The sequence below is a fragment of the Methylococcus capsulatus str. Texas = ATCC 19069 genome, assembly GCF_000424685.1.
GTDB lineage: Bacteria > Pseudomonadota > Gammaproteobacteria > Methylococcales > Methylococcaceae > Methylococcus > Methylococcus capsulatus.
Genome location: NZ_KE384224.1, coordinates 495,689 through 511,273, shown reverse-complemented (window position 1 = coordinate 511,273; position 15,585 = coordinate 495,689). Strand labels below are relative to the sequence as shown.

At 64.7% G+C, this 15,585-nt stretch carries 12 protein-coding genes; 6 read left to right on the top strand and 6 right to left on the bottom strand.

Going from position 1 to position 15,585, the window contains the following annotated elements; all coding sequences use genetic code 11:
* Positions 1-55 precede the first annotated feature (55 nt).
* Positions 56-1,177: a tRNA epoxyqueuosine(34) reductase QueG gene (gene queG / locus H156_RS0113790; RefSeq protein WP_017365874.1), complete on the top strand. Its 1,122-nt coding sequence runs from the start codon at positions 56-58 to the stop codon at positions 1,175-1,177.
* Here the strand turns inward: queG and H156_RS0113785 are convergent.
* Entirely contained in the window at positions 1,168-1,782 is a 615-nt protein-coding gene (locus H156_RS0113785) for a glutathione S-transferase family protein (RefSeq protein ID WP_026046013.1), read from the bottom strand. The two genes, queG and H156_RS0113785, sit on opposite strands and share 10 nt — an antisense overlap.
* 258 nt (positions 1,783-2,040) lie before the next feature.
* Here H156_RS0113785 and H156_RS0113780 point away from each other — a divergent pair, with 258 nt between their 5' ends.
* The 5 genes from H156_RS0113780 (at position 2,041) to H156_RS0113760 (ending at position 9,105) form a co-directional block, all read left to right on the top strand.
* On the top strand, positions 2,041-3,087 hold the full coding sequence (locus tag H156_RS0113780; RefSeq protein WP_017365876.1) for a DUF2760 domain-containing protein: 1,047 nt from the start codon (positions 2,041-2,043) through the stop codon (positions 3,085-3,087).
* Positions 3,084-5,060 (top strand): Hsp70 family protein, encoded by a 1,977-nt coding sequence (locus H156_RS0113775; RefSeq protein WP_017365877.1) that lies wholly within the window; start codon positions 3,084-3,086, stop codon positions 5,058-5,060. The genes H156_RS0113780 and H156_RS0113775 overlap by 4 nt, the downstream gene beginning before the upstream one ends.
* A gap of 58 nt (positions 5,061-5,118) precedes the next feature.
* Complete coding sequence (locus H156_RS0113770; protein ID WP_036246523.1) at positions 5,119-7,872, top strand: Hsp70 family protein; 2,754 nt, start codon at positions 5,119-5,121, stop codon at positions 7,870-7,872.
* A 35-nt stretch (positions 7,873-7,907) separates the two neighbouring features.
* On the top strand, positions 7,908-8,345 hold the full coding sequence (locus tag H156_RS0113765; RefSeq protein WP_017365879.1) for a nucleoside deaminase: 438 nt from the start codon (positions 7,908-7,910) through the stop codon (positions 8,343-8,345).
* Between the two features lie 82 nt (positions 8,346-8,427).
* Positions 8,428-9,105, top strand: coding sequence for a Bax inhibitor-1/YccA family protein (locus H156_RS0113760; protein WP_017365880.1), 678 nt, complete (start codon positions 8,428-8,430; stop codon positions 9,103-9,105).
* Between the two features lie 79 nt (positions 9,106-9,184).
* On the opposite strand, the gene pnp is transcribed toward H156_RS0113760, so the two are convergent.
* The 5 genes from pnp to infB all read right to left on the bottom strand — a co-directional run bounded on the left by pnp (position 9,185) and on the right by infB (position 15,575).
* Positions 9,185-11,260 carry a polyribonucleotide nucleotidyltransferase gene (gene pnp / locus H156_RS0113755; RefSeq protein WP_026597626.1) on the bottom strand — a complete coding sequence of 692 codons (2,076 nt, stop codon included), beginning with the start codon at positions 11,258-11,260 and terminating at the stop codon, positions 9,185-9,187.
* 31 nt (positions 11,261-11,291) lie between these two features.
* Positions 11,292-11,561, bottom strand: a complete 270-nt coding sequence (rpsO, locus tag H156_RS0113750) for a 30S ribosomal protein S15 (RefSeq protein ID WP_010960592.1) — start codon at positions 11,559-11,561, stop codon at positions 11,292-11,294.
* 115 nt (positions 11,562-11,676) lie between these two features.
* The gene (truB, locus tag H156_RS0113745; RefSeq protein ID WP_017365882.1) at positions 11,677-12,591 is read right to left on the bottom strand and encodes a tRNA pseudouridine(55) synthase TruB; all 915 of its coding nucleotides are present in this window, start codon (positions 12,589-12,591) and stop codon (positions 11,677-11,679) included.
* Between the two features lie 5 nt (positions 12,592-12,596).
* Positions 12,597-12,956 carry a 30S ribosome-binding factor RbfA gene (gene rbfA, locus H156_RS0113740; protein WP_010960595.1) on the bottom strand — a complete coding sequence of 120 codons (360 nt, stop codon included), beginning with the start codon at positions 12,954-12,956 and terminating at the stop codon, positions 12,597-12,599.
* 12 nt (positions 12,957-12,968) lie between these two features.
* Positions 12,969-15,575 carry a translation initiation factor IF-2 gene (infB, locus tag H156_RS0113735; RefSeq protein ID WP_017365884.1) on the bottom strand — a complete coding sequence of 869 codons (2,607 nt, stop codon included), beginning with the start codon at positions 15,573-15,575 and terminating at the stop codon, positions 12,969-12,971.
* Positions 15,576-15,585 lie beyond the last annotated feature (10 nt).

The window sequence follows — 15,585 nt, the reverse complement described above, 5'->3', positions numbered from 1 at the left end:
GGTTGGGAAAGGCGCTATTCTGGCCGACTCCCGCGACTACGCCAAGGAATCTTGAGTGCTTCGTGCCGCCATTTCATCCCCCAACCTCGCCGAGCTGAAGGATCGCATCCGTGAATGGGGCAGGGCGCAGGGCTTTCAGCAGATCGGCTTCGCAGGCATCGACCTGGGCGGCCACGAAGCTCGGCTGCTCGACTGGCTGGCGGCAGGGTTTCACGGAGAAATGGACTACATGGCCCGGCATGGCTTGAAGCGCAGCCGTCCGGCCGAGCTGGAGCCCGGTACGCTATCGGTCATCAGCGTGCGGATGGACTATCTGCCCGAACCCATGCAGGACATGAAAGAGACACTGGCCGACCCGGCCGCTGCCTATGTGTCGCGCTATGCCGTGGGCCGGGATTATCACAAGCTGATGCGCCGCCGCCTGCAGAGGCTGGCAGCCACCATCGCCCGGTATGCCGGACCGTTCGGCTACCGGGTCTATACCGACAGCGCGCCGGTGCTGGAGAAGGCGCTGGCGGAGAATGCCGGGCTCGGCTGGATCGGCAAGCATACCAATCTCGTCAACCGCGAGGCCGGCTCCTGGTTCTTCCTCGGCGAAATCTACACAGACCTGCCGCTACCTCCGGACCAGCCGGCCACCAATCATTGCGGCCAATGCCGGGCCTGCATCGATGTCTGTCCGACCCAGGCCATCGTCGCCCCTTACCGGCTCGACGCCCGCCGCTGCGTCTCGTATCTGACCATCGAACTCAAAGGATCGATTCCGGTGGCGCTGCGCCCCGGCATCGGTAACCGCATCTACGGCTGCGACGATTGCCAGATGGTCTGTCCGTGGAACCGCTTCGCCCGGATGACGGAGGAAGCCGACTTTCTGCCGCGGCGGGGTCTCGACCGTGGCTTGCTGCTGGAGTTCTTCAGCTGGGACGAGGCCGAATTTCTGCGCTGCACGGAAGGCTCGGCCATTCGCCGCATCGGCCATGAGCGCTGGCTGCGCAACCTGGCGGTGGCCATCGGCAATGCACCGCCCCATCCGGACCTCGCCGAAGCCCTGCGGCGACGGCTCGACGATGCATCTCCGCTGGTGCGCGAGCATGTGGCCTGGGGCTTGGAAAGACAAACGGAGACGGCTCCGGCCCTTCCTACCGGCGGCGACGGGGCAGTGCCGCTTCAGCGGTAGCCCTCCTCCCGCAGCACCCGCTGTACTGCCGGGCGCTCGAGCATTCGCCGGTAGTGCGCCAGGCAGTGCCCGGGCAGATCCAGCCCGAGCTTGTCCGCCCAGAATTCGGTGTAGAACAGCGCTGCATCGGCGATCGAGAAGGTGCCGGCCACGTAGTCCTTCCCCGCCAGGGTTTCATTCACGATCGCGAATCCCCGCTCGGCGATCTCCCGGCCCCGGGCTCGTACGGCCTCGCGCTCCGCTTCGTTGGAGGTGAAGCTCTCGGTGGTGAATATCCGGGCGAAGCCCTGCCCGTGCAGGGTGCCGACCACATAGGCCAGCATTTCGATGACTCTGGCCGCGCCTTCGGGATCTTCGGGCAGGAGCCTGGCTTTGGGGTAGGTACGCGCCAACCAATAGGCGATGGCCTGGAACTCGGTCAGCGCCGAACCGTCGTCGCGCACCAGCGCCGGTATCGTGGACTTGGGGTTGATAGCGAGGTACTCCGGCTTGCGGTGGTCGCCCGCCGGCAGATTCACGAGGTAGACCTCGAAGGGGATGCCCAATTCTTCCAGCAGGATGTGGATGCCGGTCGAGCAGGAGCCGGGAGTCATGTAGAGTTTCATCGGTCGCGGTTCGCCAGGCAGGACTTCCCGAAGCCTAACCGACACCGTCTCCAGGACAAGCTCCCAGGGAGGAAATGGCCTGTTCGCCAAATCGCCGACGGTTTCGCCGGTACGCTTGTAATGCCGGCGCGGCAGCCTCATATCGACCCAAGGCATGAGAAGCGTGTCGACATGGCGTAAAATCGCACCCCCGCCGTTGCCAATGACAGAAGAACATTGAGTACCGAACGTTTGCATAGCCGGTGTGTGGCAGGCGCCATGCTCCTGGCAGCGCTGGGAGCGCCGGCGCTCCTCCGGGCGGAGGGCGAGTGGCAACCCTCCACGCTCTCCGAGGCGACCTTGGCCAAGGTGCACGAGGCGGCCAAGGCCTACCAGGATTGTCTGAACGAAGCATTCCGTACCCATGTCGGCGAAGACGTCGATTCCCGCGTTCAGACCGACCGGATTTTACATGCTTGCGAAAACCGGCTGACTCCGATGAAGGCTGCGTTCGATGCCGAACGAGTGCCCGATTCGATCAGTGAGCGCTACATGCGCTCATACCGCACGCGTGGCGCCCGGGACCTCGTCCGGCTGCTGATGTCGGCTCAGGCCGCACGCGCGGCGGCGGCCGAGTCGGCGTCGGAGCTCTCGGCGACGGCCGATACACCTTCTCCCCATCCTTACCCCTCAGAAGGGAAACCCATGGAAATCGATCTGAATCTGATCCCCGCGAAATTGGACGCGGTGCATGTCGGCCTGGCCGCCGTGGTGGTGGTCCTGTTGCTGGTGCAAATCATCCTGCTGTCGGTGGCGGTGATCGCCCTGTTGCGTCGCAGACCCGAACCCGCCGTGACCCTTCAATCCTCGCCAGCGGTATCGGCAGCCGAGCCCGTGAAAGCGCTCGAGCCTGTCATGAAAAAGGAAACCGTGGTACTGAAGGAAACGACGCCCGACGCGGCCCTGCAGCTCCTGACGCTGTTGCAGAAGGAGGCGCGTTTCATCGACTTCGTGCAGGAAAACATCGCCCACTACTCCGATGCAGAGATAGGCGCGGCGGCACGGGTGGTGCATGAGGGTTGCCACAAGGTGATCGGCCAGGTCTTCGATCTGGCGCCGGTGCGCAGCGAGACCGAGGGCAGTCGTCTGACCCTGCCCAAGGGTTTCGACGCCGCCAGTGTGCGGTTGTCCGGCAACATCGTGGGTGAGCCGCCGTTCACCGGCACGCTGGTACACCGCGGCTGGAGGGTGGAAAACATCCGCCTGCCCAAGGTCGCGGAAGGCCATGATGTCCGCATTCTCGCCCAGGCCGAGGTGGAACTGTGAGTGAGACCCGCTATTCGGTCGGTATCGACCTCGGCACCACCAACAGCGTGGTGGCCTATGTGGACTTGACTGGCTGCGACGGCGAAAAAGCGCCGCTGGAAATCCTCGAAATCCCCCAGCTCACCGCACCGGGCACGATCGGTGACAGGAAGCAGTTGCCATCGTTCATGTATCAGGCCCATGAAGCCGAACTGGCGCCGGGCGACATCGTCCTCCCCTGGGAGGAGCGTCCCGAAGCCATCACCGGAGAGCTGGCCCGCCAACTCGGCGCCAAGACCCCGATCCGGCTGGTCGCCAGCGCCAAGAGTTGGTTGTGCCACAGTGGCGTGGACTGCCGCGCGCCCATCCTTCCAGTCCAGGCGCCGGAAGAGGTCAAACGGGTTTCACCTCTCCAGGCCTCGATCGCTTATCTGCGCCACATGCGCGACGCCTGGAATGCCCGCCATCCCGAACATCCTTTGAGCGAACAGGATCTGACCATCACGGTGCCGGCTTCGTTCGATCCGGCGGCGCGCGAGCTGACGGTGGAGGCGGCCCATGCGCTGGGTCTGCGCCAGGCGATCCTGCTGGAGGAACCGCAATCGGCGCTGTACAGCTGGATTCAAGCCAGCGGCGGTGGCTGGCGCGAACAGGTCAAGCCGGGCGACGTCATCCTGGTGGTCGACGTGGGCGGCGGCACCACCGACCTGTCGCTGATCGCGGTCACCGAAGCCGATGGCAACCTGGAACTCAACCGTATCGCCATCGGGGACCACATCCTGCTCGGCGGCGACAACATGGATCTGGCTCTGGCCTACGGTCTCAAGCTGAAGCTGGAAGCCGAGGGCAAGAAACTCGAGTCCTGGCAGGTGCAGGCCCTGATGCACGGCTGCCGGGATGCCAAAGAATCGCTGCTGTCCGATCCGGAGGTTTCCGAGGTGGCGGTGGTGGTGCCCAGCCGCGGTTCCTCGCTCATCGGCGGAACGCTGCGTACCGCGCTGACCAGGAACGAAGTGAACCGGACCCTGGTCGAGGGTTTTTTCCCTCAGGTGCCGATCGACGAGAAGCCTTTGGTCCAGGCCCGCACCGGCTTGACGACCCTTGGCCTGCCTTACGCCAAGGATGCCCGCATCACCTGTCATCTGGCGGCATTCCTGAGCAGACAGGTGAGTGCGGCCGCCGAACTGGAAGGTTTCGCGCCGGCCGAGGGCTCGCGCTTCATCCATCCCACCGCGCTGCTCTTGAACGGCGGTGTGTTCAAGGCCGGGGCCTTGGAACGGCGGCTGCTGGATGTGCTCAACGACTGGCTGCGGGCCGATGGTGCTCCGGAGGCGCGGTTGTTGCATGGCGCCGATCTGGATCTGGCCGTGGCCCGCGGCGCGGCCTATTACGGCTATGTCCGCAAGGGCAAGGGGGTACGCATCCGGGGCGGGACGGCGGCGGCCTATTACGTGGGTGTCGAAAGTGCCATGCCGGCCGTGCCCGGTTTCCCGGCCCCGTTGCAGGTGCTGTGCATCGCTCCGTTCGGCATGGAAGAAGGCACCGAAGCGGAGCTGCCGCCCGAGGAGTTCGGGCTGGTCGTGGGCGAGCCGGTGCGCTTCCGTTTCTTCGCCTCGACGCTGCGTCGCGAGGATCTGGTCGGCACGCGGCTGGAGGACTGGCGCGAGGACGAGATCGAAGAACTGCATGAAATCGAGGTGACCTTGCCGGTCGAAGGGCACCGAGCCGGCGAGGTGGTGCCGGTACGGCTGGCGGCGCGGGCGACCGAGGTCGGCACGCTTCAGCTTGAAGCCGTGGCGCGGGACAGCGGTGAGCGCTGGAAGGTCGAATTCGAGGTGCGCAGCGGCGAGAAACCGGTGCCAGCCTTCGATGAGGTGATTCCCGAAGCGCCTTATCTCGGTACCCTCGAAGCGCCCGCCGAATCGGTGGTGGAGGGGGATGCCGGCGGAGATGAACCGGCCGGGAAGAAGCCCTTCTGGTCCTTCAACAAATGAGTCTCGATCGAACGGGACGGCGGCCGGGTTCGTCCCGCTTCGGTGGCCGATTTCACGCATGTCTTCCGCTGCGCCCCGCTACATCGTAGGCATCGACCTCGGTACCACGCACACCGTCGTCGCTTACGCCGATGGCGGTGATCCGTCGCGGATCGAACCGTTGTTCCTGGAACAGCTCGTCGCGCCGGGACAGGTCGCCGGTCGCCCGCTGCTGCCTTCGGTACGCTATCACCCGGCGACGGGCGAACTCGCCGAAGCCGACACCGCCTTGCCCTGGCCGGTGGAGGAAACGGCACCGGGCTGCCGCCCGGTGATCGGTGAATTCGCCCGCCAGCTCGGGAGTCGCAGCCGTGGTCGGCTGGTCGCCAGCGCCAAGAGCTGGCTGTGCCACACAGGCGTCGACCGGACGGCCGACATCCTGCCGTGGGGCGCACCGGACGAGGTGCCCAAGGTGTCGCCGGTCGAGGCATCGGCGAGTTTCCTCAGGCACGTGCGGTGTGCCTGGAACCACCGTTTCCCGGCGCATCCGCTGGAAACGCAGGATGTCATTGTCACCATCCCCGCATCGTTCGACGATGCGGCCCGCGCCTTGACGGTGGAGGCGGCACGGCGGGCGGGCCTTGCGAATGTCCGTTTGCTCGAAGAACCGCAGGCAGCCTGCTACGACTTCCTGTGGACCTACCGCGGTCGGCTGGCCGAGACCCTGGAGGGTGTAAACCTCCTGCTGGTCTGTGACGTCGGCGGCGGCACCACCGATTTCACGCTCATACGCGTCGATGCCGGCGGGTCGGAGCCCAAGCTTGAGCGCATCGCCGTCGGCAATCATCTGATGTTGGGTGGGGACAACATCGACCTCACCCTGGCGCACCGGCTGGAGCCGCGGCTGACCGGGGCCGAGCGCAGCCTGTCCGCCACCGATCTGATCCTCCTGGCCGAACAGTGCCGGAGGGCCAAGGAGACGCTGCTGGCGGAGCAGGGACCGGAATCCGTGACCGTCACCCTGCTTGGCAAAGGCGGCGGCCTGATCGGCGGTGCCCGTTCCGTCGAGCTGAGCCGCCACGAAGTGTTGGAAGTCGTCCTCGACGGATTCTTTCCGCGGGTCGGGGCGGATGCAGTGCCGGAACGGCGTAGCGGCGTGGTCGAGTTCGGTCTGCCCTATGCGGCCGACCCGGCGATCACCCGCCATGCCGCGGCGTTCCTGATCCGTCACCGGAACGATGCCGGCGGTGCCGCGCCGGACGCACTGTTACTGAACGGGGGCGTATTCCACAGTCCGGTGATCGCTGGGCGGATGGCAGAGGTCGTCGGCTCCTGGTGCGGGCGGACACCGGTGATGCTGCGGAACCCGCGTCCCGACCAGGCGGTCGCCTTCGGTGCCGTGGCCTTCGGGCTGTCGCGGCGGGGGCTCGCCGTGCGGAGGATCGGCGGCGGTTCGGCCCGGGCCTATTATCTGCTGGTCGGCGATGCCAACGAACGGAGCCGCCGCGGCGTCTGCATCCTGCCGCGGGGCGCCGCGGAGGGCCAGGAGTGGACCGTCGAGCGGCGGAATTTCCTGCTGAGCGTTGGCCGGCCCGTGCGGTTTCACGTGTTTTCTTCCACCGTTGACTCGGGTCACGCGCCAGGCGACCTGGCGGTATTGGACGAGGCCGGATTCGGCGAGCTGCCGCCGCTGGCGGTGGCGCTCCAGGCCCGGGAGCAGGGTGACGTCGAGGTGCGCCTGGCCGCGCGGCTGACGGCGATCGGTACGCTGCAGCTGCAATGCGTAGCGGTCGGCGATCCGGAGCAGCGCTGGGACCTCGAGTTGCAGTTGCGCGGGGGAGGCCCCAGGCCGACGGCGTCCGCGAGTCTGCATCCGCGCGCGGCGGAAGCGCAGGAGCACATCGGGTTGATCTTCGGCAAGAAGACCCGCCAGTTCGGTCCCAAGGCCGTCAAGACCTTGCGCAACGATCTCGAAAAGATCTTGGGCAAACGGGAGGACTGGGACACCGCATTGTGCCGTGAACTGTACGCGGCCCTGCTCGAAGGCGCCCCGCATCGCCGCCGGTCGGCCGATCACGAGCGGCTCTGGCTGAGCCTGGCCGGTTATTGCCTGCGGCCCGGTTTCGGCGCGCCGCTGGACGATTGGCGGGTGGGGCAGGTTTGGGATCTGTATTCGCAGGGACTGCAGTTCGTGAACGAGGCGCAGAACTGGTCCGAATGGTGGATAGTGTGGCGGCGCATCGCCGGGGGACTGAGAGCCGAGGCACAGCAACGCCTGTTCGCCGATGTCGCTGGTTTCATCGATCCGGTGCGGGCACGGCGGGGCAATGCCGAAGCTCTGGGCAAGAAGCGCGGCTTCGAGGACATGGTGCGGCTGGCGGCTTCGCTGGAGCGTTTGTCGGCAGGCGATAAGACCATGCTGGGCGGATGGCTCGTCCAGCGACTGGACAAGGCGCCGGATTCGGCGGAGCTCTGGTGGGCTCTGGGCCGTGTCGGCGCGCGCGCGCCGTTCCACGGCAGCGCCCACAATCTCGTCGCCCGCGAAGTCGTCGAAGACTGGGTGGAGCTGGCCCTGCAGCGGGACTGGAAAAGGCAGGGTTTCGTCGCTTTCGCCGCGACCCTGCTGGCGCGCCTGACCGGAGACCGCGAACGCGACCTGGACGCCACCCTGCGGAACCGGGTCGCGGAAAAACTGGCGGCCTCCAGCGCACCGGAAATCTGGCTGGAATTGGTGACCGAGGTCCGGGGATTGGACGCGTCGGATGAAAAGCGTATTTTCGGCGAGGGTCTGCCACCCGGTTTGCGCCTGGTCGACTCGGCGTGGGGCGCGTAGGGCAGTCGAGGAATTCGCGTTTCTGGGGAGATTCCATGGACATCTACCTGCAAGCCGCCATCGCCGAGGCCCGCAAAGGGCTGGAAGAAGGCGGCATTCCGATCGGCTCGGTCCTGGTGATCGATGGCGAGATCGTAGGGCGGGGCCGCAACCGGCGGGTGCAGAAAGGCAGTGCGATCCTGCATGCGGAAATGGACTGCCTGGAAAATGCCGGACGCCTGAGTGCCGCGGAATACCGCCGGGCGACGCTCTACAGTACCCTATCGCCTTGCGACATGTGCAGCGGCGCGATCCTGCTCTACGGTATTCCCCGCGTCGTCGCCGGGGAGAACCGGACATTCCATGGCCCCGAGACCTATCTCCGCTCGCGTAACGTGGAATTGCTGGTGCTGGACGACCCGGAGTGCGCCGCGCTGATGAAGGATTTCATTGCAGCCCATCCGGCGCTCTGGAACGAGGACATCGGGGCGTGAAGGCGCATCCCGTTGGAGTGAAAGTCCGTTAATATAAACGGTCCATAGTGGTCTTGTGTGAAATAACTTGAGGAGCTATCGAATGAGTATTCCCCGTGAACAGGTCTTGAGCCGCGGCGCTTATGCCGTCGTGCCTCGCCACAAGGTTCTGACCAACACCTATGCGCTGCTGTCGCTGACGCTGCTGTTCAGTGCGTTCACCGCTGGCGTGTCCATGGTGCTGGCGCTGCCCCACCCCGGCATCATCGTCACCCTGGTGGGCTATTTCGGCCTGCTGTGGCTGACCAACAAGTATGCCAACAGCGTGCTCGGCCTCCTGTGGGTGTTTGCTCTGACCGGCTTCATGGGCTATACGCTGGGCCCGATTCTGAACGCCTACATCACGCACTTCGCCAACGGCACCCAGCTGGTCATGATGGCCATGGGCGGTACGGGCGCAGTGTTCCTCGGCCTCTCGGCCTACGCGCTGACGACCCGCAGGGACTTCAGTGTCCTCGGCGGCCTGCTGGGCGCAGGTGTGCTGGTCGCCTTCCTGGCCGGTCTGGTCGCCGTCTTCGTGCCCGGCCTGATGGGGCTCAGCCTCGCCGTGTCGGCGATGTTCGTGGTTCTGATGGCCGGAATGATCCTGTTCCAGACCAGCGCGATCATCCACGGCGGCGAAACCAACTACATCCTCGCCACGGTGTCGCTGTACGTGACGATCTTCAACCTGTTTACCAGCCTCCTGCAGTTGCTCGGCGTGTTCGGCAGCGACGATTGAGCTTTCCTCATCTTTTAGGGACACGAAAAACCCGGCCTCGGCCGGGTTTTTCGTGGGTGGACGGAAAGGGGACCGATGCTTATTCGACGGCCTTCATGCTCAAGCGCACCCGGCCCTGGCGGTCGATCTCCAGCACCTTGACTTTGACCATGTCCCCCTCCGCCAGCTTGTCGCTGACTTTCTCGACGTGCTCGTCGGAGATCTGGGAGATGTGCACCAAGCCATCCTTCCCCGGCAGGATGGTGACGAAGGCGCCGAAGTCCATCAGCCTCGCGACCTTGCCCTCGTAGACTTTACCGACCTCGACCTCCGCCGTGATGTCCTCGATACGGCGGCGGGCCTCCAGACCAGCCTGTTTGTCGACCGAGGCGATCTTGACGACACCATCGTCGGTGATGTCGATGCTGGTGCCGGTTTCTTCGGTGATGGCGCGGATGGTCGCACCGCCTTTGCCGATCACTTCCCGGATCTTGCTGGGGTCGATGGTGAAGCTGGTGATGCGCGGCGCGTAATCGGACATTTCGCTGCGCGGGGCCGGCAGCGCCTGCGCCATCTTGTCCAGGATGTGCATCCGTCCCTCGCGGGCCTGATGCAACGCTTGGCGCATGATTTCCGGCGTGATGCCGTCGATCTTGATGTCCATCTGCAGCGCGGTGACACCGTCGCGGGTGCCGGCGACCTTGAAGTCCATGTCGCCCAGGTGGTCCTCGTCACCCATGATGTCCGACAGGACGGCGAATTCTTCGCCTTCGAGGATCAACCCCATGGCGATACCGGCCACGGCGCCTTTGGTCGGCACCCCCGCATCCATCAACGCCAGGCTGCTGCCGCAGACCGATGCCATGGAGCTGGAGCCATTGGATTCGGTGATCTCCGAGACGATGCGGATGACATAGGGGAATTCGTCCATCGTCGGCATGATCGCCTGCACGCCGCGCTTGGCCAGGCGCCCGTGGCCGATTTCGCGCCTTTTGGGCGAGCCGATGGCGCCGGTCTCTCCCACACAATAGGGGGGAAAGTTGTAGTGCAGCATGAAATTCTCTTTGTACTCGCCTTCCAGGGCGTCGATGAGCTGCGCATCGCGGCCCGTGCCCAGCGTTGCGACCACCAGAGCCTGAGTTTCGCCGCGGGTGAACAGGGCGGAGCCGTGGGTACGGGGCAGGACGCCGGTGCGGATCGTGATGGGGCGCACCGTGGAAAGGTCACGCCCGTCGATCCGTTTTCCGTGGTGGAGGATGTTGCTCCGGACGATTTCCTCTTCCAGTTTCTCGATCTGTCGCTTGACCGCGTTTTCGTCGTGAGCGCCTTCGGCGGTGAGGGCGTCGATCACGGCCTTCCGGACTTCTTTGAGCTTCTGCTGACGGAGCTGCTTGTCGGCGATGTTGTAGCCTTCGCCCAGTCCCGCCCGGGCCAGTTCGTCGACCGCGGCGACCAGGGCGGCGTCGACGGCCGGCGGTTCCCACGGCCAGGGGGTCACGCCGACTTCCTCCGCCAGCTCGTTGATGGCACGGATGGCCGTCTGCATCTGTTCATGGCCGAACACGACCGCCCCCAGCATCACTTCCTCGGGCAGGATTTTCGCCTCCGATTCGACCATGAGCACCGCGTTGGCGGTTCCCGCGACCACCAGGTCGAGCTCCGATCCCTCCACGACCGAGCCGTCCGGATTCAGGACGTAGGCACCATTCACGAATCCCACCCGGGCGGCACCGATCGGACCTTTGAAAGGCAGGCCCGATAGCGTCAGTGCCGCTGAGGCGACCAGCATCGACGGGATATCGGGGTCGACTTCCGGATTCAGCGACATGACGGTGGCAACGACCTGGACTTCGTGGGTGAAGCCGTCCGGGAACAGCGGTCGGATGGGCCGGTCGATCAGTCGTGCGGTCAGCGTTTCTTTTTCGCTGGGACGTCCCTCCCGCTTGAAGAATCCGCCCGGAATGCGTCCGGCAGCGTAGGCCTTTTCCTGGTAATTGACGGTAAGGGGGAAGAAATCGCCGTGCGGGGAGGCATCCTTGCGCCCCACCACGGTGACCAGCACCACGGTGCCCGCCATGTCCACCATGACCGCGGCATCGGCCTGACGGGCGATCTCGCCGGTTTCGAACGAAACGGTATGAGCGCCGTACTGAAATTGCTTCCGGATCGGGTTCACGGGTTCTCCTTGGGCTGTCGGCGGGCGAGGGTTATTTGCGGAGACCCAGCCGCTCGATGAGCGTGCGGTAGCGTTCGTTGTCCGTGTTCTTCAGATAGTCCAGCAGCTTGCGGCGCTGGTTGACCAGACGGAGCAGGCCGCGGCGGGAATGGAAGTCCTTTTTGTGCTTGACGAAATGAGGGGTCAGATAGTTGATGCGGTTGGTCAGCAGGGCCACCTGGACCTCGGGGGAACCGGTATCGCCCGGGGCCCGCTGGAATTCTTGCACGATGACACTCTTTTCTGCTGCTGTGAAAGCCATGGGATAATCTCCAAAAAACTCGTTGAAAACCTTTTGAATAATCGCTAATTGTACCGTCTGGCAGGGGATGACGACAAGGTTTCCCGCGAGCATGCCCGGCTCAGGGGGACCTCGGTCATGCGTCGTCGCTCCAGGGGACGACTACCCGCCTGGGGGCTATCCGGCCTTTGCCGTCGCTGCAGCCTATGCCGAGAAACACTCCTCCGCCGCCATATACCCGGACCAGTTCGCCAACAGGGAAATCGCCCCCCTCGACGGCCTGTCCGTGCCGGAACAGCCGGGCTGTTCCGGCGTCGAGCCATGCCGCGGGCCAGTGCTGTACCATCGAGTCCATCGGCCGCAGGCAATCAAGCCGGTCGGCCGGTGCCATCGCCTCCAGTTGCTCGAGGGTCACGGCCTGAGCGACAGAAAACCCGGCGACGGTCGTGCGCCGCAACACTTCGACATGGGCGCCGCAGCCGAGGGCATGGCCGATGTCCTCCACCAGCGTTCGGATATAGGTGCCCTTGGAGCAGTGGACGTCCAGTTCCAGATAATCCGCGCCCCTTCCGGCCAGTTCGATGTCGAAGACCGTCACCGGCCGTGGCGGCCGTTCGACTTCCACGCCTTTGCGAGCCAGCTCGTAGAGCCGCTTTCCCCGGTGCTTCAAGGCGGAAAACATCGGCGGCACCTGTAAGATGGGGCCGGTGAACCCTGCCAGCACGGTGAGGAGGGCCGGTTCGTCGAGCGCAGGGACGGGCGTCCGTGACCGGACTTCGCCGTCGGCGTCGCCGGTATCGGTAGTGACGCCGAGCCTGGCCAAGACGCGGTAGCGCTTGTCCGAATCCAGCAGGTAGCTGGAAAGTTTGGTGGCCTCGTTGAAGCATAGCGGCAGAATGCCGCTGGCCAGGGGATCCAGGCTGCCGGTGTGGCCAGCCTTCCGCATATCGAGCAGTTTCCGGGCGCGCTGCAAGGCGCTGTTCGAAGTCATGCCGCTGCCTTTGTCGAGCAGTAGGACTCCGGACAGCGTCGCCGTCGAAATGGCCCCCATGTCTTTCAGAGATCGCCGTCCTTGTTCAGAGACCGCAGCACTTCGTCCATGTGCAGGCCGCGCTCGAGGGAGTCGTCATAGGCGAAGCGGATTTCCGGGATGATGCGCATGCGCATTCGCCGCCCCAGCACCTGACGCAGCTGAGGGGCGAACTCGCCCAGCCGTTTCACGGCCGCTCTGGTTTCCAGCCTTGCGCCGAGGAAAGTCACGAATACCTTGGCCACGGCGAGGTCGCGGCTGACATCGACGTCGCTGACGGTGACCATGCCGAGCTCCGGCGCATCGATGCCGGTGCGCAAAAATTCGGCGATTTCCCGCTGCATCTGGGCGGAGACACGGTCGCTGCGACTGAATTCTCTAGGCATGTTTCCGGATCGTCAGTGAGGTGCGACCTGGACCTTCTCGAACACCTCGATCTGGTCGCCTTCGCGCACGTCGTTGTAGTTCCGGACCGCGATACCGCATTCCATGCCGGACTTGACCTCGTTGACGTCGTCCTTGAATCGGCGCAGCGACTCGAGCTGGCCCTCGAAGATGACCACGTTGTCGCGGAGCACGCGGATCGGCAGGTTGCGGCGGACATGGCCTTCCACGACCAGACAGCCGGCGACGGTGCCGAACTTGGACGAACGGAAAACTTCCCTCACCTGGGCGATGCCGATGATCTGCTCCTTGAACTCGGGTTCCAGCATGCCGTTGATGGACTTCTTGACCTCGTCGATGGCGTTGTAGATCACGCTGTAGTAATGCAGATCGATGCCCCGTTCCTCGATCAGTTTGCGGGCGCTGCCGTCGGCGCGGACGTTGAAGCCGATCAGGATGGCATTGGAGGCCAGAGCCAGGTTGGCATCGGTTTCGGAAATGCCGCCGACGCCGCTGCCGATCACCCTCACCTTGACCTTGTCGGTGGACAGTTCGGTCAGCGCGCTCCGCAACGCCTCCAGGCTGCCCTGGACATCGGCCTTGATGACCAGGTTGAGGTCGATGGTCTCTTCACTGCCCATGAGCGAAAACACGTCCTCCAGCTTGGCGGCCTGCTGCGCGGCCAGCTTGGTGCTGCGCAGTTTTTCTTCGCGGTGCAGGGCGATTTCGCGCGCCTTGCGCTCGTCGGCCACCACGATGAATTCATCGCCCGCTTCCGGCGCGCCCGAAAGCCCCAGTACCTCGATGGGTGCCGAGGGGCCGGCTTCCTTCAGTGGTTTGCCATTTTCGTTGAACATGGCACGGACACGGCCGATTTCCTTGCCGCAGAGCAGGAAGTCGCCTTTCTTCAGAGTGCCGCGCTGGATCAGGATGTCGGCCACCGGTCCGCGTCCCTTTTCCAGCTTCGATTCCAGCACCACACCGGCGGCCGGGATAGCCACGGGCGCCTTGAGTTCGAGCACTTCCGCCTGGACCAGGATGGCATCCAGCAAGGTGTCGATGCCTGCGCCGGTTTTGGCGGATACCGGGACGAACTGTACGTCGCCCCCCCATTCTTCGGGGACCACGTTGAGTCCGACCAGCTCCTGCTTGACCCGGTCGGGATCGGCATCGGCCTTGTCCATCTTGTTCATGGCGACCACCAGGGGCACACCGGCCGCGCGGGAGTGCTCCACGGCCTCCCGGGTCTGCGGCATCACGCCGTCGTCGGCTGCAACGACCAGTACCACGATGTCGGTGACTTTGGCGCCGCGGGCCCGCATCGCGGTGAACGCGGCATGGCCGGGCGTGTCGAGGAATGTGATGGAGCCGTGGTCGGTCTTGACCTGGTAGGCGCCGATGTGCTGGGTGATGCCGCCGGCTTCGCCGGCGGCGACCCGCGATTTGCGGATATAGTCCAGCAGCGAGGTCTTGCCGTGGTCGACGTGGCCCATGATGGTGACCACTGGCGGACGCGGCAGCTGCGGGGCTTCGGCCTCGGCGGCGAGATTGGCCATGATTTCCGCTTCCAGGTCGTCTTCCTTCTGTGCGATAGCCTTGTGGCCCATTTCCTCGACCACCAGAATCGCGGTTTCCTGGTCCAGCACTTGGTTGATGGTCGCCATCACCCCCATCTTCATCAGGGCTTTGATGACCTCGACGCCCTTGACCGACATACGCTGGGCCAAATCCGAGACCGTGATGGATTCTGGAACGGCGACTTCATAAACGATAGGGGCGGTCGGCTTCTCGAAACCGTGCTTCTGCTCGGGCATGAGCATCGGCCTGCCGGTTTTTGGTTTTTTCCTTTTACCGCCGCCTTTGCGGAAATCGTCACCCTGCAGTTCGCGGTATTCGTCTTTCCGGCTCAGGCCCGCGCTACGCTTGTCGCCCCGCGCTTCCGTCTCGCGTTCGGCCGGATGAGCGCGAGGTGCCTCGGCCTTGGGTTTGCCAGCTGATGGGCGAGCAGGGGGACGCGGTTCAGGCGCCGGGCGCGGAATCGGAGGAGCGGCGACGGGTGCCGGTTTAGCTGCCACCGTTTCGCGCTCGGCGGTGGCTTGACGTTCTTCCTCATCCCGGCGCCGGCGCTCTTCGGCGGTGCGAGCGGCTTCTTCCTGCCTGCGGCGCTCTTCTTCGGCCGCCTGCTCGCGGAGCATCTCTTCCTGCTGCCGGCGCGCCTCCTGTTCGGCCAGTTCGCGTTGCTGCTGTTCCTCGAGTGCCCGCCGCGCCTGTTCGGCTTCGGAAAGGCGGTCGCTGGTCTCGGGCAGTTCGCTGCGCTTGACGTAAGTGCGCTTCTTGCGCACTTCCACGCTGATCGTTTTCGCCCCCTTGCCCGGCACCGTGCCCTGTTTCAGCTCGGTGACGGAGCGCCGCTGGAGCGTGACCCTTTTGGGCTCGGTCACACTTTCCTGCACCTTGCCATGACTCTGGCGCAGGTGATTGAGCAGTTTCATCTTTTCAGCATCGCTCAGTACGTCGTCCGCGTCGGAGATCTGAAGACCCGCATCTCCAAGCTGATGGAGCAGCCGGTCGAGAGGAATGCCCACGATCCCGGCCAGTTGTCTCACTGTTACGTCACTCATGATTCAGCCC

Bases quoted from the DNA above. Each gene is read 5' to 3' on its own strand.
- H156_RS0113785 (WP_026046013.1), bottom strand. From the start codon at position 1,782: ATGAAACTCTACATGACTCCCGGCTCCTGCTCGACCGGCATCCACATC.
- H156_RS0113780 (WP_017365876.1), top strand. From the start codon at position 2,041: ATGCTCCTGGCAGCGCTGGGAGCGCCGGCGCTCCTCCGGGCGGAGGGC.
- H156_RS0113770 (WP_036246523.1), top strand. From the start codon at position 5,119: ATGTCTTCCGCTGCGCCCCGCTACATCGTAGGCATCGACCTCGGTACC.
- H156_RS0113765 (WP_017365879.1), top strand. From the start codon at position 7,908: ATGGACATCTACCTGCAAGCCGCCATCGCCGAGGCCCGCAAAGGGCTG.
- H156_RS0113760 (WP_017365880.1), top strand. From the start codon at position 8,428: ATGAGTATTCCCCGTGAACAGGTCTTGAGCCGCGGCGCTTATGCCGTC.
- rpsO (WP_010960592.1), bottom strand. From the start codon at position 11,561: ATGGCTTTCACAGCAGCAGAAAAGAGTGTCATCGTGCAAGAATTCCAG.
- truB (WP_017365882.1), bottom strand. From the start codon at position 12,591: ATGGGGGCCATTTCGACGGCGACGCTGTCCGGAGTCCTACTGCTCGAC.
- rbfA (WP_010960595.1), bottom strand. From the start codon at position 12,956: ATGCCTAGAGAATTCAGTCGCAGCGACCGTGTCTCCGCCCAGATGCAG.
- infB (WP_017365884.1), bottom strand. From the start codon at position 15,575: ATGAGTGACGTAACAGTGAGACAACTGGCCGGGATCGTGGGCATTCCT.